The following is a 22,454-nucleotide window of genomic DNA, read 5'->3' as shown; positions in this document are numbered from 1 at the left end:
GGGGCCGTCACTCCCCTTCGGGCCGGCCGAGGACGGGCGGCCCCGCGGACGGGTCCTCGAACGGCGCGACGAAGCGCTCGACCCAGCTCAGCACCGGCTCCAGCCAGTCGGTGACGCGCATCGTCCCGGCAACGTCGTCGATCTGGTCCTCTTCCTCGACGCCGATCGCGACGACGGAGAGGTCGCGGTAGAAGCCGTCCTGTCCGTCGTCGCCGTAGAGGGCGGTGAGCGCCAGCGGGCGGTTGCGCTCCAGCTCCATCGACAGCGGGTGGCGGCGCAGCGCGCGGAGCCGGTGGCCGAGCTTCGGCGCGGGCGGCTGCTTCAGCCCGGGGAGCTGGTAGTCGAGCGGCGGGGCGGCGGCGTGCTTGTCCGGGGTGTCGCCGCCGTAGGGGAAGATCCGGTCCATCTCGTGCAGCCAGCGGACCTGCGGGATGACCCAGGCCGGGCCGGGCGCGGCGCCGGCCGGGGCGCCGCCGAGGAGGCGTCCGGCGACGTCGGCGACCGCGGCGGTCAGCTCGGCGGGCGGGTACGCGCCGCGCAGCGACCGCGACCGCCTGCTCACGGCACGTTCCAGCACGGTCGCGAGCGCGCACTCGCGCAGCCGGGGCGCGAGCCGCGACCAGGCGCGGCCGAGCTCCGGCGGGACGGCGGGCAGCGGCCGGTTCACGACGTGCGCCAGCACCAGCGTGTCCGCCCACACCCGCAGCCACGCCCAGTCGGGGCTCCCGGCGACGAGGTCGGCCTCGCGCAGCTCGTACAGGGTGCAGGCACGCCCGGACCGGCACTCGCAGCCGCACGCGGCGGACCGGCGGCCGTCCACGGGCGGCGGCGGTCCCGCCAGCTCCGCCTCGCGCCCCTCGCCGAGCGGGACGCGGACGCGCAGCGGGCGGTCCATGCCGTCCGCGAACACGGCCGCGACGCCGGGCCGCAGCGACACCACGGCGCGGGACTGGTCGGCGTCCAGGTTCATCGCCGCGCCGACCTGGTGCCGGTCGTCGAACGCGGGCAGCCGGTGCACGACCTTCAGCGCCGTGTTCTTGATCACGTCCGGGACGAGCTTGGTCGGGATCTGCTCGGCGACGATGATGCCCTCGCCGTACGCGCGGATCTCGGCGAGCATCCCGGCGAACAGCTCGACGGCGTGCGAGCTGCCGCGCTCCGGGCCGCGGTTGCGGAGCAGCCGGTGCGCCTCCTCGATGACGATGACGTGCCGCAGCGCCGGTTCGTCGCTCCGGTCGCGGCGGCGTTCGCGCATGCGGAGGTGCTCGACGATGCGGATGATGAGCGTCCCCATGAGGAACGCCTTGTCCTCGTCGTTGGCGACGTCCTCGATGGCGAGGACGATGTTGTCGCGCAGCATGCCGCCGATGTCGGCGGGGTGGCCGCCCTCGAAGAACCGTCCGGCCGAGCCGATGCGCAGCGACCTGAGCCGGACGTCCACGAAGCCCTGCACGTCGGCCATCAGCTCGCGGCCGTAGCCGACGTCCGAGATGACCTGGAGCGCGGCGTTCTGCAGCTGCTCCAGCGTCGGGACGGCGGGCTCGATCAGCGAGCCGGGCACGCCCGCCCCGGTCACGACGTCCCACCCGTTGTTCTCGTACACCCGCTGGAGCGCCTGCGCCATGATCTGCGGGAACGGCTCCTCCGCGTCGAACGCGGCCTGGAACAGCGCCCGCACCATGTCGATGTGCGCCTGCACCGGATAGCCGGGCTCCGGCGCGAGCGGGTTCACCGACAGCGGCACCGACTCCGGGTCGGACGGGTTCACGACCGTCACCGGCCCGCCGAGGTCCCGGATGCGCCCGGCCATCGCCGCGTACTCCGACTTCGCGGGCTCGATCGCCAGCCACGGGATGCCCGCGCGGGTGAGCTGCTCCAGCAGGTGCCGGACGGTCTGCGACTTGCCCGCGCCCGTCGCCCCGGTGACGAACACGTGCCGGTTGATCGTCGAGCGCGGCACGGTGAACCGCCCGACCTGCCGGTCCTGCCCGTCGAGGATGGCGCCGAGCTCGATCTGCGCGGACGCCTCCGCCGGGCTCTCGGACGCGACGGTCTCGGAGGTGACGTCGAAGTACCCGGCCTCCAGGACGCGCAGCCCCGGCACCTCGCGGCGCGGCAGCCCGGCCAGCGCGGCGAGCGCCCCCGCCGTCGCGACGAACGGGAACCGCTGCTCCGGCTCCGCGACCGCGCGCACCGGGGCGGGCTCCGCGCCGGGCCGCAGCATCCCGCTGAACGACCCGCTGCCGTGCCCCGACCGCAGCCGGTACGGATGGTGGCCGAGCTCCATCGACCCGACGAGCACCGGCGCGATCTGCCCGAGTTCCGCCTGCGTCGCGGCCCCGGCGACGACCCGGACCCTCCACAGCCCCGCCTCGCGGAAGGCGTCCAGCTCGGCGAGCCGCTGGTCGGCCCGCGCGACCGCGAGCCGGGCCTGCTCGTCCTCGCCACGGCGCAACATCCGCAACTCGTGGTGCAGCTCGCGCATCTCCGTGTCGATCAGCCGCTCGTCGCACGGGTCGGCCACCACGAACCAGCCGAACGGCCGCTCCATCAAGGTGACGAGCGTCGCCTCGAACAGCCCGGGTCCGGCCTCCGCCCGGCCGACCTGCGGGGCGAGACGTCCGGGACACCGCGTCCACGCCATCCGCTCGGCCCGCCGCAGCCACTCGTCCCCGACCGGCACGCCACGCGCCCCGCTGGGGAACAGCAGCCCGTCCCCAGCCCCGCCCACCGGACCAGCATTGGTGATCAGCTCAAGCGGCGACCCACTACCCGCCGACAGCCAACCCACGACGAACGGCCTGCCCAACCGCGCCGCCGACAACGCCGCGGGCAGCACGCTCACGAAGTCCCACTCCGCCGACGCCTCCCGCTGCGGCGCCGGAATGGCCTGGATCCGATACCAGGGCCCCGGCAGCCCGAACTCGTCCGGAGGCGGCACGGCGGCGGCCGGAACCGTCCCCCGCGTCATCCCCCGCATCCCCGCCGGCGGCGACCCCGGCGGCACCCCGGGCCCCCTCCCATACGGCGGCGGCCCCGGCGGCAACGATCCAGACGACGTCACCCCAGCATCCTTACGTGTCGCCCGCTCCCCCGACAACGCACGATCAGGAAGCCGAGGAAGGGGGATCGGCCTTGTGGCGGCCGGACGGTTTCAAAGGCGGGACGATCCGGGGCGGGCGCGGGTTCGCGCCGCGCGGGAGGGCGTGGCGGGCTCGCGGGAGGCGCGGGGACGCGACGTCCGGCTGCTTCGGCTCGGCGGGCGCGGGCGGCTCCGGAGCCTCCGGGGGTCCGTCGTCGGCCGCGTCGCGGGTCTCCTGGTGGCGGAGGTATTCCTCGAATTCCATGGAGTGGGCGGTCGGGAGGGTGATGATGCCCGGGTTGGCGTCTACGAGGAGGGTGCGGCGGCCTGTCGCGCCGGAGTGGGTGAAGACCATGGCGGTCGGTGGGAGTTCCTGGAGTTGCGGCGGTTCGACCAGGAGTTCGCGGAAGCGCTGTTTGCGGTCGGGGGCCGGGGCGCGGGCGGCTACGGTGCGGCCCCAGGCGGTGGCGGAGCTGATGCCCTCGACCAGCGCGGAGTCGTCGGCGGCGGGGGCGGGCAGGGGTGACCAGACCGGGTCGGTGAGACCGTCGCCGCGGGGGCGCGCGTAGGCGACCGTGCTGGCGTAGCTCTCGCCGGCGATGTCGAACAGCGTCTCGCCCGCCGAGTCGGTGATCTCCGCGACGAGGAGCGGCGTCCCGGCGCCGATGTGCTCGGCGGCGACGCGGGCGTCCTCGGGGTTGCCGAGGCGCATGAAGCCGACGGCGGCGTGGCCGCGGCGGCCGAGGCGCTCGCGGACGTGGCCGGGAATGGAGCGGTACATCAGTACGAGCCCGGTACCGGTGGCCTCGCAGGCGTCGATGAGCCGGTCCAGGACGTCGCCGCGCAGCTTCTCGGCGCCGCAGAGGAAGAGGGTGTGGTCCCAGCGCCCGCCGGGCGGGGACTCGCGGATCCGGTGCGTCAGCGCCGTCGTCACGTACGTGCCGAGGATGCGGTTGGTGAGGACGCCCGCGCGCCGGTCCATCGACACGACGTGCAGCCTGGACGGTGGGAGCCGCACCTGTTCGGTGGCGAGCTTCTCCAGCTTGCGGAGCTGCGCTTCCAGGGCCCACGCGCGCCGGACGACGATCCGGTCGGTGGCGTCGCGGCCGAACAGCGTCGCGATCCGCTCCAGCTGGTCGTCGGTGAGCAGGCCCTTGCGCAGGTCGTCGCGCGGGTCGCCGACCTGGGCGAGGACGCGCAGCGCCGCCGTGATGCGCGGGATCGTCGCGTCCGCGCCGAGCACCTCGATGAGACGTTCCAGGATCGAGTTGTCGAAGGACAGGTCGCGGGTGCCGCCGTCCTCCTCGCCCGCGCTGACGACCAGGGACAGCACGTCGGCGAGCGCCTCGCGGTTCAGGCCGCGGGTGACGTCCAGGCGCGGCAGGTCGGCGGGCAGCACCCAGACGAGCGGGTCGTCGCCGCGGTCGGCGGCGAGCCGCAGCAGGTCGTGCGCGACCGCGCCCTCCGACAGGTCGATGACGGTGAGCCGCGCGCCCACCGCGAGCCGCGCCGCGCCCATCGTCGTGACGGCGGCGGACCAGCCCGCGAGGGTGCCGCCGACGACGTCCACCCGGTCGACGCCGGGCGGGACGGCGACCGGGTACCACTCGCGCTGCCCCTCGTACGCCGTCCGGCGGCGCTCCCAGTCGGCCCTCGCCTTCGCGTACGCCTTCTCGGCCGCGTCGGACTCGCGCTCGCGGGCGGCGCGCTCGCGCTCCTCGGCGTCCCGCTCGAACGCGATCCGCTCCCGGACGCCGCGCTCGTCCCGCCACAGGGCGCCGCCCGTGATGGCGAGGACCACGGCGCAGGCGAGCAGCGCCACCGCCGCGAACGCCCAGGGCAGGACGCCCGCGATCGCGCACAGCAGGAACAGCACGACGCCGACGAGCCCGCCGCCGAACGCCGTGCGCAGCGGGCGCGCCGCCATGTGCTCGCCCGGCCGCCGCGCGGGCGCCGCCGCCGGGACCCGTTCGGGCCGCTCGGGACGCCCCGGGGGCGGCCCCGGATCGGGGTGCACCTGCGCGTAGCGCCAGCCCACGTAGACGCGGTCGGGCTGTGTGAGCCGCGCCATCGCGGACCCGCTCGCCATGTCCGTCACGTCGAGAGACCCCTGGGAGTCGCGGGAATGATGGAAACGCCTGGGGGTGGCCGGGTTGGTTGGTTTTCTACGTTCTTCTACACCGCACAGAGTAAAGAGCTTCCCGCGTCCCCGCGTCTTCTTCAATGGAACAGGACTACCGATGCCCGACTCCCCGCGCTAATTCGGTCACCAAGCCAACCTGCGGGAAAGATCGGACACGCCATGCCATACCCCTGGCCGCATCCGGCCACGGCGGCGCTCCGGGCGGTAATGTCCCGTGTCGGGCGGACGACGACCGACGTGTGAGGAGCCCGTGTGTCGCTGACCGGCTGGCCGCTGGCGTGCCTGCTGACCGTCGCCGTGGCCGCCGCGCTCGCGGCCGTGGCGTGGGGCTGGGGACGGCTCGCGGGCCCCGGCGTCCGGCGGCTCGCCGCCCGGCTCGGCGTCCTCGTGCTCTGCCAGGCGTTGGTCATCCTGATGGCGTTGACGCTGGTGAACCGCCATTTCGGTTTCTACGCGACATGGGGCGAACTGGTCGGCGCCGCCGGGATAGGGACGGGCCGAATCGTCCCCGAGCAAGGGCAGGGCGACGCCGGGACCGCGCTGGTCCACCGCTCCCCCGAAGTGTCGGTCGGCGGGAGCCCGGAGCGCGACGGGCGGCTCGACACCGTCGACATCCACGGCGTCCGGTCGGGGCTGAACGCGCACGCCTACGTCTACCTGCCGCCGCAGTACTTCGACCGCGCCGCGAAAGACCGCCGGTTTCCCGTCGCGCTCGCGTTCAGCGGCTACCCGGGGGTGTTGAGCAACCTCGTCACGCAGGTCAGGCTGCCGCAGACGGCGCGCGACGAGAGCCGGGCCGGGCGGGCGCGGCCGACGGTGTACGTCATGCTCCGCCCGTCGACGGTGCCGGGACGCGACACCGAGTGCCTCGACGTCCCCGGCGGCCCGCAGTCGGCGACGTTCTTCACGCAGGACGTGCCGGACGCCGTCCGCTCCGCCTACCGGGTGTCCGGCGAGGCGAGCGGATGGGGCGCGCTCGGGCTGTCGACGGGCGGCTACTGCTCGCTCAAGCTCGCCATGCGCCATTCGGACGTGTTCTCCAGGGCGGCGTCGCTGTCCGGCTACTACGGCGCGATCAAGGACCTCACGACCGGCGACCTGTACGGCGGGAGCCAGGCCGTCCGGAACGAGAACGACCTGTTCTGGCGGCTGAGGCACCGGCCGCAGCCGCCGATCTCCGTGCTCCTCACGACGAGCCGGGTCGGGGAGGGGAACAAGAACGGGACGCAGCGGTTCCTGTCCCTGGTCAGGCCGCCGATGCGCGCGTCGTCCCTCGTCCTGGACAGCGGCGGCCACAACTTCGGGACGTGGCGGCGCGTCCTGCCGCAGGTGCTGCGCTGGATGAGCCAGGGCCTCACGCCGTGAAGGCGCCGGCGGTGGCGCTGGCGGCGGTCGTCGCGCTCGCCGGGTGCACGGCGACCGAGGCGGGCACGCGGCCACACGAGCCCGCGTCCCGCCCCGCGGCCTTCGTCCCGTTCCCGGAGCATCTCGTGGACGGTCGGCAGGCGATGTACCCGCGGCTCGTCCGGCTGCGGGACGGGCGGATCGTGCTCGGCGTCGCGACGGCCGCCGGAGCCGGCCTCACCGACACGGCGCGGTTCTACGAGAGCGCGGACGGCGGCCGCACGTTCCGGACGCTGTCGGAGATCCGCGACCCGGCCGCCGCCGGCGGACGCGGCGCCTGCTGCGGCAGCCTGCTCGAACTGCCCCGGGCGGTCGGCGCGCAGCCCGCCGGGACGCTCCTGTGGGCGGGCACGGCCGGGATGAAGAACGACGCCCCCGAGCGCCTGCCCGAGCTGCGCGTGTGGCGCAGCGGGGACGGCGGGCGCACCTGGTCCTACCTGTCGAGCTGCGCGACCGCCGACGCCGGGACGCCGTGGGACCGCGGCCTCTGGGAGCCGGAGCTGAACCTCGACGCCCAGGGACGCCTGGTCTGCTACTACTCCGACGAGACACAGCCGGGACACGACCAGGTCGTCATGGAGGCGTTGTCGCTGGACGGCGGCGCGACGTGGGGTTCGCGGACACCGGTCGTCGCCCTGGGCGGGCGCGGCGACCGTCCGGGCATGCCCGTCGTCCGGCGCCTCCCCGACGGCTCCTATTTCATGGCCTACGAGATCTGCGGGCCTTCCGCGAAGTGCGGGGTCCACTACCGGCGTTCGGCGGACGGCTGGTCCTGGGGCGACCCGGCCGCGCCCGGCACCGCCGCGCGCACCGGCGACGGGCGCGGCCTCTTCCACGCGCCCACGGTCGCGTGGGTCCCAGGCGGCGGTCCGGGCGGGACGATCCTGCTCGTCGGCGGCATCGTCCGGGACGCGGACGGGCGGCTGTCACGGGACGCGAGCGGCGCCACCGTGTTCGCCGCCGCCGCGGACGGACAGGGCGGCTGGCGGGCGGAACCGGCGCCCGTCCGGGTCTCGTTCCCGGCCGAGCCCGAGCAGTCCGACGTCGTCTGCGCCAACTACAGTTCGGCGCTGCTCCCGACGAACGACGGGAAAGGGCTGCTGGAGGTCGCCACCAAGCGCGACAAGGACGGCGTCTGCCGCGCCTACGCGGCCGCTTCCCTCCGGCCGTGATCCATCCGGCTCACAGGTCGCGGCATTCGGCGCCCACGCAATGGCGGTACGAGGCGACCAGCGATTTGAGTTCGGCCTTGCGCGGTTCGGGAGCCTGCGTCCAAAGATTTCCCAGTTCCCATGGGTCGCGGGCGAGGTCGTAATACTCGCGGTCGCCGTTGTCGTACTCGACGTACAGCTCGTTGGCCGTGCGGACCGCGTAGTACGTCGGCGGGTTCCCGCCGTACCGTTTCGGCAGGTCCGGGTCGTCGTGCCGGTAATTGGGGCCGAGGTGCTCGATGAACGCGCTCGTCCGCCACCCGGAGACGGGTTGCCCGCGCAGCAGCGGGACGAGGGAACGGCCGTCCGCCGAGTCGGCGGGCCGCAGCCCCGCCATTTCCTCGATGGTCGGGCAGATGTCGGTGTTCTGCGCGAACCGCTGCTCGGTCTTCCCGGCCGGGACGCCGGGCCCCGCCACGATCAGCGGCACCCGGATATCGGTGTCGTAGGCGGTCAGCTTCCCCTCGACGAGCCGGTGCTGCCCGAGGTGGTAGCCGTTGTCGGAATTGAAGACGAAATAGGTGTCGTCGGCGAGGCCCTTGGCCTTGACCGCCGCCTCCAGCGCGCCGATCATCCGGTCCACCGACTGGACGGCCCGCACGCGCTGCCGGAACGCCTGGTCGACGCCGTGGAGCTGCCGGACCCGCAACCGCGGGTATTTCCGCAGCCAGCCGGGCTTGTCGCCGATGTCGGGCTCGTTGAACCCGGGCGTGCGGGGCGCCCTGACATTGCCGAACTTACGGGCGTCCTCGGGCGCGGGCGTCGCGGGCGCGTGCGGCGAGAACGTCGACATCTCCAGCAGGAACGGCTGCCGGACGTCCGCCGCCCGGTTGATGAAGTCGACGCCTTTGCCGCTCAGCACGGTGTTCAGGTAATGCCGCGGGGAGCGTCCATAGTGGGTGAGCGTCCCGTTGCCGTTCAGCCAGTAGTTGTAGTTCGCGTATCCGAGTCCGGTGACCTGCCATTCCGTCCAGCCGGGCGGAACGTAAGTGCGGGACGACCCCTGCTGCTTCGTCGTCTCGTAGCCGTTCAGGTACTTGCCCATGAGCGCGGTGCGGTAGCCCGCCTTCTGCAATGCCACGGCGAACGTGTCCTGCTCGTTGCCGCGGTCGCGGAACACCGGGAAACCGCCCGTGGGCGGATCGTTGCTGCGCACCCCGGTGTTGTGCGGGTATTTCCCCGTCAGGATCGTCGCCCGGGACGGGCAGCACAGCGTGTCCGCGACGAAGTAGTTCGAGAACGTCAGACCGCGCTGCTGCAACCGCTTGACGTTCGGCATGTAGTCGACAAGGTCCCACGAAAGGTCGTCGGTCAGGATGTAGACGATGTTGGGCCGCCGCTTTTCGGGGGCGCGCGTCGCCTCCACCTTTCCGTCCTTGCGGTCGCCGGCTTCCTGGGAGCGCAGGCATCCGGCCAGTGACAGGGTCGCGACCAGCAGCGCCGCCACCGGCACGACCCATCGTCGCGGCTTCGCGGCGAGCATCACACACCCTTCGGACCGGCGGGGGGACTGACCGGGCGGCGTGCCGCGCCGGGATCGATTCGATCAGGTTAGGGCACCGAGGCGGGCGGGACCGCCGGGGCGTCCCGCCGCGGGCGCTCCCCCTCGTCCGGCGGACCGTCGTCCGGCTCGGCGCGGGTCGGCGGCTCGGCGGGGCGCGCGCCGCCGGCGCGGATCTGCGCGATGGCCGCCGCGAGCCGGGGCCGCATCAGCGCCTGCGCCGGACGCTCCACCAGCCAGTGCACGGCCGCCGCCGACGCCACCGCCGCCGTGACGATGACGGGCAGGATCGTCCACCGGTCGAGGAACGGATGCGGGAAGAACACCTTCACGATCGCCCGCGCCACCGTCTCGTGCACCAGGTAGAGCGGGTACGCGAGCCCGCCGAGGACGGTGAAGAGCCGCCACCGCAGCCACGAAAGCCGTCCGAACGCCGCGAGCGCCATCACCACGTAGAACACCGTCACGACGACGGGAATGACGATCTCGTGGACGCCCTTCCAGGCGTTCAGCGGGCTGACGCCCTCGACGAGGTAATGCACCGCCAGCGCCCACGACGCGGCCACGACCAGCCAGAGCGCGATGTTCGACCCGAACCGGTGCAGCAGGAAGAAGGCCATCCCCGCGATGAAGAAGGGCGCGGTCTCGGGCAGGACGACGGTCTGCAGCATCGCGCTGCCGCCCTCCTTGGCGAACGCGCCGATGACCAGCCAGGAGACCATGAACGTCACGCAGCGCGCGTACGTGATGCCGACGCGGGCGAAGATCGCGATGAGCACGTAGAAGTGCAGCTCCACCCACAGCGCCCAGTAGACGACTTCGAGCGGGGCGATGTGCATGCCGTCCTGGAGCATGGTGAGGTTCGGCAGGACGCGGCGGACCGGGTCGGCGCCGTCCCCGTACGGCACCGCCGACCCGCAGACCAGGTACAGCGTCAGGCTGAGCAGGACGCTGACCCAGTACGCCGGGTACAGCCGGACGACCCGCGCGACGGCGAACTCGCCCGCGTTCCGGCCCCAGGCGGACATCAGGATGACGAACCCGCTGATCATGAACACGAGCTGCACGCCGAGGTACCCGAAGTGCGCGACGTCGGCCAGTTCGGGATAGATCTTCTGCGCGTCCCGTCCGGCCCAGACGGTGCTGCGCACGCCCGCGAAATGGTGCAGGACGACGAAGCCGACGGCGACGAAGCGCAGCAGGTCCAGCTCGCGCAACCGGGTCGGCGAGGCGACGGCGGCGGGAGCGAGGGCGGGGGGACGGGTCATCGGGATGCCTCCGCGGGACTGCGGGACGGGGTCTGGCGGCGGACGGCCGGGAGCCCCTCCCGGCGCAGCCGGGCGAGGGCGGCCTTCAGCCTCCTTCGCGCCCAGCGCTGGGCGGGCGCCTCCACGAACCGCTGGACCAGGTACGCCGCCGCGAGGGCGGCGGCGCAGGACACTCCGAGGAGCGTCCACCGGCCGAGGTGGGCGCCGAGCAGATCGTCCAGGACGCGGCCGACCGTCTCGTGCACGAGGTACAGCGGGTACGTCAGCGCGCCGAGGACGGTGAAGCCGCGCCACCGCACGATATCGAACATGCCGACGGACACCATCGCCATGACGAGGAACGCGAACGTGACGCCGCCGGTGACGACCGCGTCCCACACCTCCGGCCACTCCAGCTCCGGGCTGACGGACGCGATCCGGTAGGGGACGGCGAGCCCCCAACACCCGAACACGATCAGCCACAGGAGCAGGTTCGGGCCGAACCGGTGGATGAGATAGAACGCCATGCCCGCCACGAAGTACGGAGCCCACGGCGGCAACAGGATCGCGGCCAGCGGCAGGAAGTCGGCCTCCATCGAGAAGGTGCCTAGAACGATCCAGAGGACCATGAACGCGAGGCACCGCTCATAGGTGATGCCCCGCCACACGAGCAGCGAGATCAGGACGTAGAAATGGAGCTCGACCCAGAGCGTCCAGTAGACGACCTCCATGTGGTTCACTCCGATGCCCATCTGGAACATCGTCATGTTCGGCAGGTACACGGCGATCGGGTTGTGACCCGCCCACGGCGTCTGTCCGATGGCGAGGAACGCGACGACGGCGAGCGTGACGCCGAACCAGTAGCCGGGGAAGATGCGGACGACCCGCGACACCGCGAAGTCGCCGACACCGCGTCCCCACGCGCTCATCAGGATCACGAACCCGCTGATGAGGAAGAACAGGTCGACGCCGAGGTTCCCGAAATGCGCGATCTGCGCGATGCCCGGCATGTTGTGGTGGTTCTGCACGCCCCAGCCGCCGAGCCGTCCCACATAGTGGTGGATCATCACGAGCAGCGCCGCCACGAACCGCAGCAGGTCGATCTCCCGAAGGCGCGCAGGCGGCGGATTCACCGGGGACATCGGGGTCATCGGCCCGCCTCGGTCGCCTCCGCCCGCCGCAGGCTCGCCCGGCGGCGCTCCTCCCGCTTCTGGAGCAGCATGTCGGCGGCGGTGTCGATGTCGCCGTCCCAGATCACGCGGCCGTCCTCCAGGAAGACGCCGCGGGTGCAGAGCTGGCGCAGCAGCGTGACGTCGTGCGCGACGATCACCATCGTGCGGCCGCTGTCGCGGTACTCGTGGAGCCGGTCGATGCACTTGCGGCGGAAGAGCGGGTCGCCGACCGCGAGCACCTCGTCGATGAGGAAGACGTCCGGGTCGGTGTGGACGGCGATGGAGAACGCCAGCCGCATGAACATGCCGGACGAGTAGAACCGCACCGGCTGGTCGAGGAACTGCCCGATGTCGGCGAACGCCACGATGGAATCGAACTTGCTCAGCGTCTCGGCGCGGTCCATGCCGAGGATGGCGCCGTTGAGGAAGACGTTCTCGCGTCCGGTGAGGTCGGGGTGCAGGCCCGCGCCGACCTCGATCAGCCCGGCGACCCGGCCGCGCACGCGGACCGAGCCCGCGTCCGGCGGCATCACGCCCGAGATGATCTTCAGGAGGGTGCTCTTGCCGGAGCCGTTCACGCCGACCAGCGCGACGGCCTCGCCGACGCCGACCGTCAGCGTGACGCCGTCCAGCGCGGTGAACCGGTCGCGCAGCCTCTCGCGGCGCAGCGCCCGGACGGTCATGTTCTTGATCGAGCGTGCGTGCCGCAGCGTGAACCGCTTGGACACGCCGTCGATGACCAGGGCGCGGGGCATCACAGCTCCTCCGCGAAGCGGCGCTGCAACCGGGCGAACACGAACTGCCCCACCGCGAGCAGCACGATGGCCAGCACCAGCAGGACGAGGGCGTCCCGGGTGAGCCCGGCGGGGAACACGAACGTCCGGTCGGTCGTCGGCCACCAGAACGCGCGCTCGAACAGCAGCACCCCGACCGCCATCGGGTTCGACAGGTAGAGGTCGAGGCCCCAGCCGGGCGCGGTGTCGCGGACCATCGTCCACGGGTAGATCATCGGCACCGACCAGGTGACGAACAGCGTCGCGATGTCCACGACCTTGTCGGTGTCGCGGTAGAAGACGTGCAGCGCGGAGCAGATCAGCCCGAGGCCGATGCCGAGCACGGCGACGAGCGCGAACCCGAGGAGCGCCGAGCCGATCGCGAGCGCGGACGGCGTCCATCCCCAGGCGATCGCGACGCCCAGCGCGATCGCCACCCCCGGCAGCAGGTGCACGCACGACACCAGCAGCGACGCGACCGGGAACAGCTCGCGCGGCAGGTACACCTTCCGGATGAGCGGCGCGTTCCCGAGCACCGAGTGCGTGGTGTTGATCAGCGTCTCGTTGAAGAAGGAGACCAGCACGAGCCCGGAGAACATGAAGATCGGGAAGTGCTGGACGTTCTTGCTCATCCCGAGGAACACGCCCGCCACGAAGTAGAACACGGCGAAGTGCGCCGCCGGGCGGACGTAGGACCAGCCGAGGCCGAGCAGCGACCCCTGGTAGCGGGCGCGCAGCTCGCGCCGCACGATCAGCCGCAGCAGGTAGCGGCGGCGCAGGACGTCGGCGAGCCCGCCGCCCCGGCCCGGCTCGACCAGCTCGGGGTCGTCGAGGTCGGCGGAAGACGTCGAAGCGGTCGTCACCGGCGCCGCGCACGGTCGAAGGTCTCGCGCCATTCGTCCGGCGAGGTGAGGCCGGGCAGGGCGTCCCGGTAGCGGCGGCTGAGCGGCGCCCAGTCCTTGCCGAGCCGGGCGTGCAGCGCCGACGCGCGCCGGACCAGCGACCAGAACCGCTGCGGGTCGCGCTGGTACCAGGACACCTTCGTCCCGTCGGCGGACGACACGAGCGCGCTGTTGAACTTCGTCAGCAGCCACCAGGTCTGGTCGACGTGCGGGACGAGCGCCTCCGGGTGCGTCTTCGGGAACGAGCCGACCGGCTTCACCTGCCGGGCCGCGCCGAGCAGCGCCGTCTGAAACATGGCCCGCCGGTTCTTCGGCGCGACGACGTCGCGGCCCTTGCGCGGCGGCTTGCTCCGCCGGACGGCGGGGAACTCGTCCAGGTCGGACTTGGCCTGCGCGTCCACGAACCCGGCGCGCAGCTCCCGCAGCTCGCCCATCTTCGTGACGATCGAGGGGTGCAGGTCCTCCGGGCCCTTGAGCGCGTCCTCGATCGCCAGCAGCATCAGCTCGGCCGTGGAGTACTGCATGGCGAGCGCGTGCTTGATGGTGATGAACAGGCTCTCCTTGAGCATGTTGCCGCCGCGCTCGTACGGCGAGTACATGAGCGCGGTGACGATCCTGTTCCGCTCGGTGAAGTACGCCTGCCAGTCGGTCATGACGTCCTTGGAGTGCCACGGGACGTGCCACACCGCCGCGCCCGGCAGCGAGACGGTCGGGAACCCGGCGGCCTTGGCACGCAACCCGTACTCGATGTCGTCCCACTTGATGAAGAACGGCAGCGAGAGCCCGATCTTGCGGATGACCTCCACCGGGATGAGGCACATCCACCACGCGTTGTACTCGACGTCCGCGCGGCGGTGCAGCCACGGGGTGTCGCGGAGCGGGTGGGCGGCGAGGTCGTGCGACAGCTCGGTGTGCGCGGCGGGCACCATCCACCAGCGGTAGCGGGCGATGCTCTCGCCGAACACGTGCAGCACCGACCGGTTGTAGAGGTCGAGCATGTGCCCGCCGACGAGCATCGGGCCGCGCGCCAGGTCGGCGAACGTCACCGAGCGGAGGATGCCCTCGGGTTCGAGGATGACGTCGTCGTCCAGGAGGAGCGCGTACGTGCTGCGCCCCGACTCGACGGTCTCGTGCATGACGCGGGAGAAGCCGCCGGACCCGCCGAGGTTGGCCTGGTCGATGACGCGGAGCCGGCCGCCGAGCGCTTCGGCCGCGGCGGCGAAGTCGGGGTGGTCCTCGACGCGGTCGGTGCCCTGGTCGACGACGAGGATCTCGTCCACGACGTCGAGGACGTCGCCGGACGCGGCGAGCGCCGTCAGCTGCTCGACGCAGAACCTCGGCCGGTTGAAGGTGGTGATGCCGATCGTGGCGGTGCCGGGCGCCGTCCGGTCGGTGGACGCGCACCAGTCCGCGCTGTCGAGCACGGCGGTACGGCCGTCGGCGACGATGTCGAACCAGTACCAGCCGCCGTCGATGAACGGCGCGAGCGGCAGGTCGACGACCCGCTCGACGGACGAGTCGGAGTCGACGTGCAGGGACTTGACGCGCTCCTGGTGGCCCTTGCCCGTCGACCGGTAGATGAGGATCGTCGCCTCGCCGCGGACCCGGACCCGCAGCCGGACGTCCTCGACCGTGCTCCACCTGCGCCAGTACCCGGCGGGGAACGCGTTGAAGTAGCTGCAGAACGACACCCGCGTCCCGGACGGGACGACGATGCTGTGCCGTCCGACGATCTCGGCGCTGTCGTCCTGGGACGAGGGGCGGTACGCCGCCGCCGGTCCCGCGTCGCCGTCCTGCTCGGCGCGGACCCGCTCGGCCGCGCTCTGCAGGTCGGCGGTGCGGCGTCCGAAGACCGCGTTCCCGTCCACGTACAGCTTGAGGACGTCGAAGTCGCGCTCGCCGGGCATGACGACCCGGTGCAGGACGCGCAGGTCATCGCCGGTCATCGCTTCGCCGGTCATCGCTTCGCCGGTCATCGCTTCGTCGGTCATCGCTTCGTCGGTCATCGGTCAACTCCTCCGTCGGTCAGCCGCTCGCCCTCGGTGAAGTGGGGCCGCAGCCGGTTGTCGACCATGCCGAGCGCGCTGGCGATCGCCATGTGCATGTCGAGGTACTGGTAGGTGCCGAGGCGCCCGCCGAACAGGACGCCGTCCTCCCGCCGCGCCAGTTCGCGGTAGCGCAGCAGGCGGGCGCGGTCGTCGGCGGTGTTGACGGGGTAGTACGGCTCGTCGCCGCGCTCGGCGGAGCGCGAGAACTCCCGCATGATGACGGTCCGGTCGTCCGGGTAGTACCGCCGCTCCGGGTGGAAGTGTCGGAACTCGTGAATGCGCGTGTACGGGACGTCCTCGTCGGCGTAGTTCATCACGGCGGTGCCCTGGAAGTCGCCCGTCTCCCGGACCTCCAGCTCGAAGTCGAGCGTGCGCCAGCCGAGGTCGCCCTCCGCGTAGCCGAAGTAGCGGTCGAGCGGACCGGTGTAGACGACGGGGACGCGCCCGGCGAGGTCGTCGCGCAGGTCGAAGAAGTCGACGCCGAGCCGCACCTCGATGTTCGGGTGGTCGGCCATCCGCTCCAGCCACGCCGTGTACCCGTCGACGGGGAGGCCCTCGTGGGTGTCGCTGAAATACCGGTTGTCGAACGTGTACCGGACCGGGAGCCGGGTGATGACCTCCGCCGGAAGGTCGAGCGGGTCGGTCTGCCACTGCTTCGCCGTATACCCGCGGATGAACGCCTCGTAGAGCGGGCGCCCGATGAGCGAGACGGCCTTCTCTTCGAGGTTGCGCGGCTCGCGTCCGGGCGTGATCTCGGCGGCCTGCTCGGCGATCAGGGCGCGGGCCTCGTCCGGGGTGAACGCCCGGCCGAAGTACGCGCAGATCGTGCCGAGGTTGATGGGCAGCGGGTACACGCGGTCCTTGAACGTCGTGTACACGCGGTGCTGGTAGCCGGTGAAGCGGGTGAACCTGTTCGCGTACTCCCACACGCGCTCGTTCGACGTGTGGAACAGGTGCGCCCCGTACCGGTGGATCTCGATGCCCGTCTCGGGCTCGTCCTCGCTGTAGGCGTTGCCGCCGATGTGGTCGCGGCGCTCCAGGACCAGCACCCGCAGCCCCAGTTCGGCCGCGCAGCGCTCGGCCACGGTGAGCCCGAAGAAGCCGGAGCCCACCACTACAAGATCAACGTTCACGGCCCATCTTTCCTGCGACGCCCCCGCCGCGTCGGAGCGCGATCCGTCCCCGCGTCCTGGCCCGCGGCCCGCAGGGGGTCGGGGAGGGAGCGACGTCGAGGATCGGCACTGAGAACTGACACGAGTTGATCGACGATGCCGCCCGCTAAGATACCGACACCCTCATCCCCGTTGTGCTGAATGACCCCGGTTGGCCGGTTGTACCCTGCCTTGTGATCCGGACCGGCGTCCCGCGCGTCGCACCCGACCAGCCAGAGGAGTCCACTGGTGGCTGAGGTCTCCGGCGGCTCCCCGCCGGTCGTCTACCTCCACATCGGCGCCCCGAAAAGCGGCACGACATTTCTCCAGGGCCTGCTCTGGAAGAACGCCGACGCCCTTTCCGAGGCGGGTGTCCTCCTGCCGGGCGGGTCGTTCGACGCGCACGTCCGCGCCGCGCGCGACCTTCGCGGGATGGAACCCGAGCCCGACGATCCCGGACCCGGCTGGGACGGCGCCTGGGACGACCTCGCCGAAACGGTGAAGGCGTCGTCGGGGCACCGCGCCGCCGTCATCTCCAACGAGGTCATCTGCGCGGTGGACGAGGAGGTCGCCGGACGGGTCGTGCGGTCGCTCGCGCCCTGCGAGGTCCACGTCGTCTACTCCGCGCGCGACCTGACGGGGCTGCTGCCGTCCGAATGGCAGGAGTACGTCAAGCACCGGTACCACTACGGCTTCGACCACTGGCTGGACGAGGTGGTCGACGGCCCGCGCGACACCGGCGCGGCCTCGTGGTTCTGGCGGGTGCACGACGTGGCCGACGTGCTCGGACGGTGGGCCCGGCACGTCCCGCCGGAACGGGTGCACGTGCTGACCGTCCCCGGTCCGGACGCGCCCCGCGAGCTGCTCTGGGAGCGGTTCGCCGGGCTGGTGGGCTTCGACCCGTCCGCGGCCGACCCGTCGGAGGCCCGCGCGAACGCCTCGCTGAGCTGGACGGAGACCGAGCTGCTCCGGCGGGTGAACGCGGCCGTCGACGAGGACGTCCCGATGTGGCTGTACCACCGGCTCGTCACCGACGTCCTCGCGCTGACCGTCCTCCCCGGGCGGGGCGAGCCGGGACGGGTCCCGCTGCCCGCCGAGCGCCGCGCGTGGGCGGAGGCCAAGTCGCACGAGCGGGTGGACGCGATCCGCGCCGGAGGGTACGACGTCGTCGGCGACCTGGAGGAGTTGCGGCCCCGCGAGTCAGCGCGGCCACCGGCGTCCGGCGCGCCCGGCGACGCCGACCTCCTCGACGCCGCCGCCCACACGATCCTCGGTCTCCTCGACCGGGTCTCGGTGCTCACCGAAGAGCTCACGGAGCTTCAGCGCGAACGCCGCGAACAGCACGAGACGGCGCTGCCCAAGCTGATGGCGCGCCACCTCAGCGAGCGCAACGGGGCCGTGTGGAAGATGCGGGTCGGCTACTGGCATCTCGTCGAGAGAATCAAGGGGATCGAGCCGCCGCCCGAGCCCGAGCCCGCCGCCGACGACGACGACGACGCGGACGCGCCGGGCGCCGTCCTGTCGAGCAGGGCCTCGCAGCGATGAGCCCGGCGGTGTACGCCGTCGTGGTCACCTACAACAGGCGCGACCTGCTGACCGAGGCGCTGGACGCGCTGGGCCGGCAGACCCGTCCGCCGGACGGCGTCGTCGTGGTGGACAACGCGTCCGGCGACGGCACCGCGGGGCTCGTCCGCGACCGGTTCCCGGACGTCGACCTGGTCGAGCTGGCCGAGAACACCGGCGGCGCGGGAGGGTTCGCGGCGGGGATCGCCCACGTGCTGGACACCGGCCGCGCCGGGCTCCTCTGGCTCATGGACGACGACACCGTTCCCGAGCCGGGCGCGCTCGGCGCCCTGCTGGACGCGCGGGAGCGGGCGGCGGCGGAACCCGTCCTCGTCGCGAGCCGCGTCGTGTGGACGGACGGCCGCGACCACCCCATGAACACCCCGCGCGTCAAGCCGGGCGCGTCGCGCGCCGAGCTGGCCGCCGCGTCGGCGGTGGGCTGCCGCCCGATCCGGTCGGCGTCGTTCGTGTCCGTCCTCGTGGACGCGGCGGCGGTGCGGGAACGCGGGCTGCCGGTCGCCGACTACTTCCTCTGGAACGACGACTTCGAGTTCACGACGCGGCTGCTGCGCGGGCGGTCCGGGCTGTACTGCCCGGCGAGCGTCGTCGTCCACAAGACGCGGACGTTCGGCGGCGCCGACGCCGACCCCGGCGACCGCTTCTACTACGAGGTGCGGAACAAGGTGTGGCTGTTCACGCGCAGCCGCGGCCTCGCGCCCGGGGAGCGCGTCCTGTACGCGGGGTCGTCCGTGCGGCGGTGGGTGCGCGCGTACGTCCGGTCGGCGGACCGGGCCGTCCTGCGCAGGGGCCTGCGGACCGGTCTCGCGGACGGGCTGCGGCGCCGTCCCCGCCCGACGACGGAGGTCATTTCGGCGGCCATGCGTCGATATGATCCCTGACGACCACGACCGCGGAGGGCCTACGGGGAGGCGGGTGTGACTCCGAAGGAGACGCCGGACGGCGAGCACGGAGGCGACCTGCCCGAGGAGGACGCCCCGGCGCAGCACCTGCCCGGCCCGCCGCCGCGTCCGCAGTGGCTGGACGAGGAGGACGAGCCCGCCGCCGCCGATCCGGCGCCGGGCGAGGAGCCGTCCGACGAACCGGCCGAGGACGACGGCAGGACGCAGGTCGTCCGGCAGGCGGCGCGACCGCCGCAGCCGCAGCCGTCCGGTGGGCTGGCCGACTTCACCATGACCGACTTCTCGCGCGGCACGCCGTCCGGCGAGCAGGTCGAGGACGAGGAGGAGGGCGCCGACCGCACCCGCGTGGAGCGTCCGGCCGCACGTCCGGCGCAGCCTGAGCAGCAACTCCCGCCGCTCCCGCCGTTCCCCTGGGCGCAGGAGGCCCCGGACGCCGTGGGACCGCCGCGGCTCCCGGCCCCGCCCGCCGCCTCGCCCCAGCCCCCGGCACCGCAAGAACCCGCCCCGCAGCCTCCCGCACCGCAACCACCCGCGCCGCAACCACCCGCTCCCCGGCCACCGGCCTCGGAGCCGTTCCCGTACGCGCAGGAAATTCCGGAAACACCGAAGCCTCCAGCGCCCGAGCCGTTCCCGTACGCGCAGAAGATCCCGGAAACCCCCAAGCCCACGGCGGCCGAGCCCTTCCCGTACGCGCAGGAGATCCCGGAAACACCGAAGCCCCCAGCGGCCGAGCCGTTCCCCTACGCGCAGGAGATCCCGGACACTCCGCGCGCACCGGCCCCCGAGCCGTTCCCGTGGGCGCAGGAGATCCCCGGCCAGACATCTGAACCGGCCGCGTCACCGGCCTTCCCGTACGCCCAGGAAGTCCCCGGCCAGACGTCTGGCCCGAGGGCATCGCAGCCGTTCCCGTACGCGCAGGAAGTCCCCGGCCCGGGGCCGACCGCGTCCCCGAGCCCGATGGCGCCGCATCCGGTCGCTCCCCCGCCGCAGGTCGACGAGCCCTGGCGGCAGCAGCCGAGGCCCAAGCGCAAGGGCGGGGGCGTCGCCAAGAAGGTCCTCCTCGGCGCGGCCGGGGTCGTGGTCGTCGGCGGGCTGGTCGCGGGCGGCTTCGTCATCCTGAACGGCCGTGACGGCGGCTCGGACGGCGGCGGCGAGGACGGCGCGCGGCTCGCCGGGAAACTGTTCGCCGCCGACCCCGCCGCCCGAGTCGACGGGCGCGACCAGGAGTTCACCGGCGTCGCGGCGTCCGGCGCCACGGTGGTCGCGGTGGGCGGCGAGGCCGACCCGGGCAACTACCGGGGCGTGTTCGTCGTGTCCGCGGACGGCGGCCGCACGTTCAGGACGGCCGAGGTGCGGGGCGCGGACGGCGGCGAGCCCGGTCCCGGCGAGGTGCCGCGCGTGGTCGCGGGCGGCCAGGGCGGCTGGGTCGCGATCGGCAACCGCCCCGGCGGCGGCGCCGTGTGGACGAGCGCCGACGGCCGCGCCTGGCGCCGCCAGCCCGACGCGGCGGGCGACGTGTTCGGCGGCGGCAGCCGCCTCACCCAGGTCATCGGCACCGACAAGGGCTTCCTCGCGCTCGGCGAGGTCTCCCGCAAGGGCGACTTCAGCGACGCGACCCCGGCCGTGTGGCTGTCCGCGGACGGCCGCAACTGGGACTCGGTCACCGGCAGCCGGATCGGCGTCCCGCTGCGCGGGCGGGTGGTCCTGGAAGAGGCGGCGGCGAGCGGCGGCACGGTCCTGATGGAGAGCGCGCACACGCCGTCCCCCGGCAAGGCGTCGTTCCGCCGCGCGTGGCGGTCCACGGACGGCGGCCGGACGTGGTCCCCCGCCAAGATCCCCGCGCCGAAGGGCACCCGCGGCCTGCGCGTCGGCGGCGGCCGGGCGGGCCTCGTCGCCGTCCGCGAGGTGCAGTCGGGCAGGTCGGTGTTCGGGCAGGTGTACACGTCCCCGGACGCGGCCCGGTGGAAGGCGGCCGGGAAGCTGGCGCCGTCCGGATACCGGCAGGTCAGGCAGCTGCTCTCGACGGACACCGGATACGCCGCCGTCGTGGAGCGGGCGCGCGACATCGCCGTGAGCCGGTCCGCGGACGGCGCGTCCTGGCAGGACGCCGGGACGCTCTCCGCCTCGTCCGGCCGCACGCTGCTCGGCGCGTCCGCGACCGCCGAGCAGACGGTGCTGGTCGGCCGCGACCCGGGCGAGGGCGACCTGAACCCGCTGCTCGCGGTGCGGGACGCGCGCGGTACCGAGGTTCCGGTCGACCCGTTGAAGATCCCCGGCGCGTTCCGTCCCGACCAGGCGGTCGCCGCGGTCGCCGCCGCCGACGGCGCACCGGCGGTCGCGGTCGGCAGCACCGGCGGCGACGCCGCGATCTGGACGTCGGCGGACGGCGCGTCCTGGACCCGCGCCCGCTTCTCCGGCGGGGTCTCCCGTCCGGCGCTGCAACGCCTGACGGCGGTGGCCCACGGCTCCGCGGGCTGGCTCGCGGTCGGCGACGGCGGCGGCGCCCCGCGCGGACCTCTGGTGATGACGTCGGCGGACGGCGCGCTCTGGCGTCCCGCCGACACCGACCCCGTGTTCGAGCGGAAGGGCTCGCTGCCGCTCGCCACGCAGGGCGTTGCCGCCGCGCAGGCCGGGTACGTCGTCGTCGGGGACGACGGGCCGTCCGGCGCGATCTGGTTCTCCCCCGACCTGAAGTCCTGGCAGCGGGGCCGCGGGGTGGGCCGCACCGACCTCACCGCCGACAAGGGCGGGGGCCGCTGGGTCCGCGACGCCGCGGGCGGGACGTTCGGCTTCGTCGCGGTCGGCGGCATGCAGTGGCCCGGCAGGCCCGGCGGGCGCCCCGCGGTGTGGAGCTCGCCGGACGGCAGGAAGTGGCGGTTGCAGGAGTTGAAGCTGCCCGCCGGGCTGTCGCAGGGCTGGCTCACGCACGTCGCGGCGAAGGGGAACGCGCTGTTCGCGGCGGGCGAGGCGCTCGGCTCGTCCGGGACGGCGACGCTCGGCTACGCCTCGGCCGACGGCGGGCGGACGTGGCGTCCGGCGGCGCTGCCGGCGTCCGGCTCGAACGACCCGGTCAGGGTGACGGCCGTGACGGCGACGCCGAGCGGCTTCGCCGTCGCCGCGACCGCCGGACCCGCGGGCGCGGCCGACGTCGTCGCGTGGACCTCGGCGGACGGCGCGTCCTGGAAGGCGCAGGCGCCGGGCGACGACGTGCTCGGCGCGGCCGGACGGCAGGAGATCACCGGCCTGACCCCGTTCAAGGGTGCCCTGCTCGGCGTCGGCCGCACGGTCGCCGGCTCCGGCGAGCAGCCCGTCCTCTGGAGGCGTCCCGCCCCCTGAC

The 22,454-nt window shown here is 73.3% G+C and carries 14 protein-coding genes; 5 read left to right on the top strand and 9 right to left on the bottom strand.

Annotated elements, in window-relative coordinates; genetic code table 11:
• Positions 1-7: 7 nt before the first annotated feature.
• Both FXF68_RS36995 and FXF68_RS36990 read right to left on the bottom strand, forming a co-directional pair.
• Entirely contained in the window at positions 8-2,971 is a 2,964-nt protein-coding gene (locus FXF68_RS36995) for an ATP-binding protein (RefSeq protein ID WP_187438306.1), read from the bottom strand.
• 136 nt (positions 2,972-3,107) lie between these two features.
• On the bottom strand, positions 3,108-5,171 hold the full coding sequence (locus tag FXF68_RS36990) for a hypothetical protein (RefSeq protein WP_246179154.1): 2,064 nt from the start codon (positions 5,169-5,171) through the stop codon (positions 3,108-3,110).
• 306 nt (positions 5,172-5,477) lie between these two features.
• Between FXF68_RS36990 and FXF68_RS36985 the strand changes: the two genes are divergently transcribed.
• Positions 5,478-6,590 carry an alpha/beta hydrolase gene (locus FXF68_RS36985; protein ID WP_148767486.1) on the top strand — a complete coding sequence of 371 codons (1,113 nt, stop codon included), beginning with the start codon at positions 5,478-5,480 and terminating at the stop codon, positions 6,588-6,590.
• On the top strand, positions 6,587-7,801 hold the full coding sequence (locus tag FXF68_RS36980) for a sialidase family protein (protein WP_148767485.1): 1,215 nt from the start codon (positions 6,587-6,589) through the stop codon (positions 7,799-7,801). The genes FXF68_RS36985 and FXF68_RS36980 overlap by 4 nt, the downstream gene beginning before the upstream one ends.
• A 10-nt stretch (positions 7,802-7,811) precedes the next feature.
• On the opposite strand, the gene FXF68_RS36975 is transcribed toward FXF68_RS36980, so the two are convergent.
• The 7 genes from FXF68_RS36975 to glf all read right to left on the bottom strand — a co-directional run bounded on the left by FXF68_RS36975 (position 7,812) and on the right by glf (position 16,616).
• Positions 7,812-9,323, bottom strand: coding sequence for a sulfatase family protein (locus FXF68_RS36975; protein WP_148767484.1), 1,512 nt, complete (start codon positions 9,321-9,323; stop codon positions 7,812-7,814).
• Positions 9,324-9,391: 68 nt separating this feature from the next.
• Entirely contained in the window at positions 9,392-10,609 is a 1,218-nt protein-coding gene (locus tag FXF68_RS36970) for an acyltransferase family protein (protein WP_148767483.1), read from the bottom strand.
• A complete protein-coding gene (locus FXF68_RS36965; protein WP_148767482.1) occupies positions 10,606-11,739 on the bottom strand; it encodes an acyltransferase family protein in 1,134 nt (377 codons plus the stop codon). The genes FXF68_RS36970 and FXF68_RS36965 overlap by 4 nt, the downstream gene beginning before the upstream one ends.
• Positions 11,736-12,515, bottom strand: coding sequence for an ABC transporter ATP-binding protein (locus FXF68_RS36960; protein WP_148767481.1), 780 nt, complete (start codon positions 12,513-12,515; stop codon positions 11,736-11,738). The genes FXF68_RS36965 and FXF68_RS36960 overlap by 4 nt, the downstream gene beginning before the upstream one ends.
• Positions 12,515-13,396, bottom strand: a complete 882-nt coding sequence (locus FXF68_RS36955; protein ID WP_246179141.1) for an ABC transporter permease — start codon at positions 13,394-13,396, stop codon at positions 12,515-12,517. The genes FXF68_RS36960 and FXF68_RS36955 overlap by 1 nt, the downstream gene beginning before the upstream one ends.
• Positions 13,393-15,441 (bottom strand): glycosyltransferase, encoded by a 2,049-nt coding sequence (locus tag FXF68_RS36950; protein WP_246179140.1) that lies wholly within the window; start codon positions 15,439-15,441, stop codon positions 13,393-13,395. Before FXF68_RS36950 ends, FXF68_RS36955 begins: the two co-directional genes overlap by 4 nt.
• Positions 15,438-16,616, bottom strand: coding sequence for a UDP-galactopyranose mutase (gene glf, locus FXF68_RS36945; RefSeq protein ID WP_148767479.1), 1,179 nt, complete (start codon positions 16,614-16,616; stop codon positions 15,438-15,440). The genes FXF68_RS36950 and glf overlap by 4 nt, the downstream gene beginning before the upstream one ends.
• Positions 16,617-16,883: 267 nt before the next feature.
• Here glf and FXF68_RS36940 point away from each other — a divergent pair, with 267 nt between their 5' ends.
• The 3 genes from FXF68_RS36940 to FXF68_RS36930 are packed head-to-tail and all read left to right on the top strand — an operon-like array spanning position 16,884 to position 22,453.
• Entirely contained in the window at positions 16,884-18,179 is a 1,296-nt protein-coding gene (locus FXF68_RS36940) for a hypothetical protein (RefSeq protein WP_148767478.1), read from the top strand.
• Positions 18,176-19,096 (top strand): glycosyltransferase, encoded by a 921-nt coding sequence (locus FXF68_RS36935; RefSeq protein ID WP_148767477.1) that lies wholly within the window; start codon positions 18,176-18,178, stop codon positions 19,094-19,096. The genes FXF68_RS36940 and FXF68_RS36935 overlap by 4 nt, the downstream gene beginning before the upstream one ends.
• 36 nt (positions 19,097-19,132) lie before the next feature.
• The gene (locus FXF68_RS36930; RefSeq protein ID WP_148767476.1) at positions 19,133-22,453 is read left to right on the top strand and encodes a sialidase family protein; all 3,321 of its coding nucleotides are present in this window, start codon (positions 19,133-19,135) and stop codon (positions 22,451-22,453) included.
• Position 22,454: the final 1 nt, after the last annotated feature.

The organism is Actinomadura decatromicini (assembly GCF_008121305.1).
In the GTDB taxonomy this organism is placed as follows: Bacteria; Actinomycetota; Actinomycetes; order Streptosporangiales; family Streptosporangiaceae; genus Spirillospora; species Spirillospora syzygii.
The sequence above is the reverse complement of the archived record's forward strand: the minus strand, read 5'-3'. Positions and strand labels throughout refer to the sequence as shown.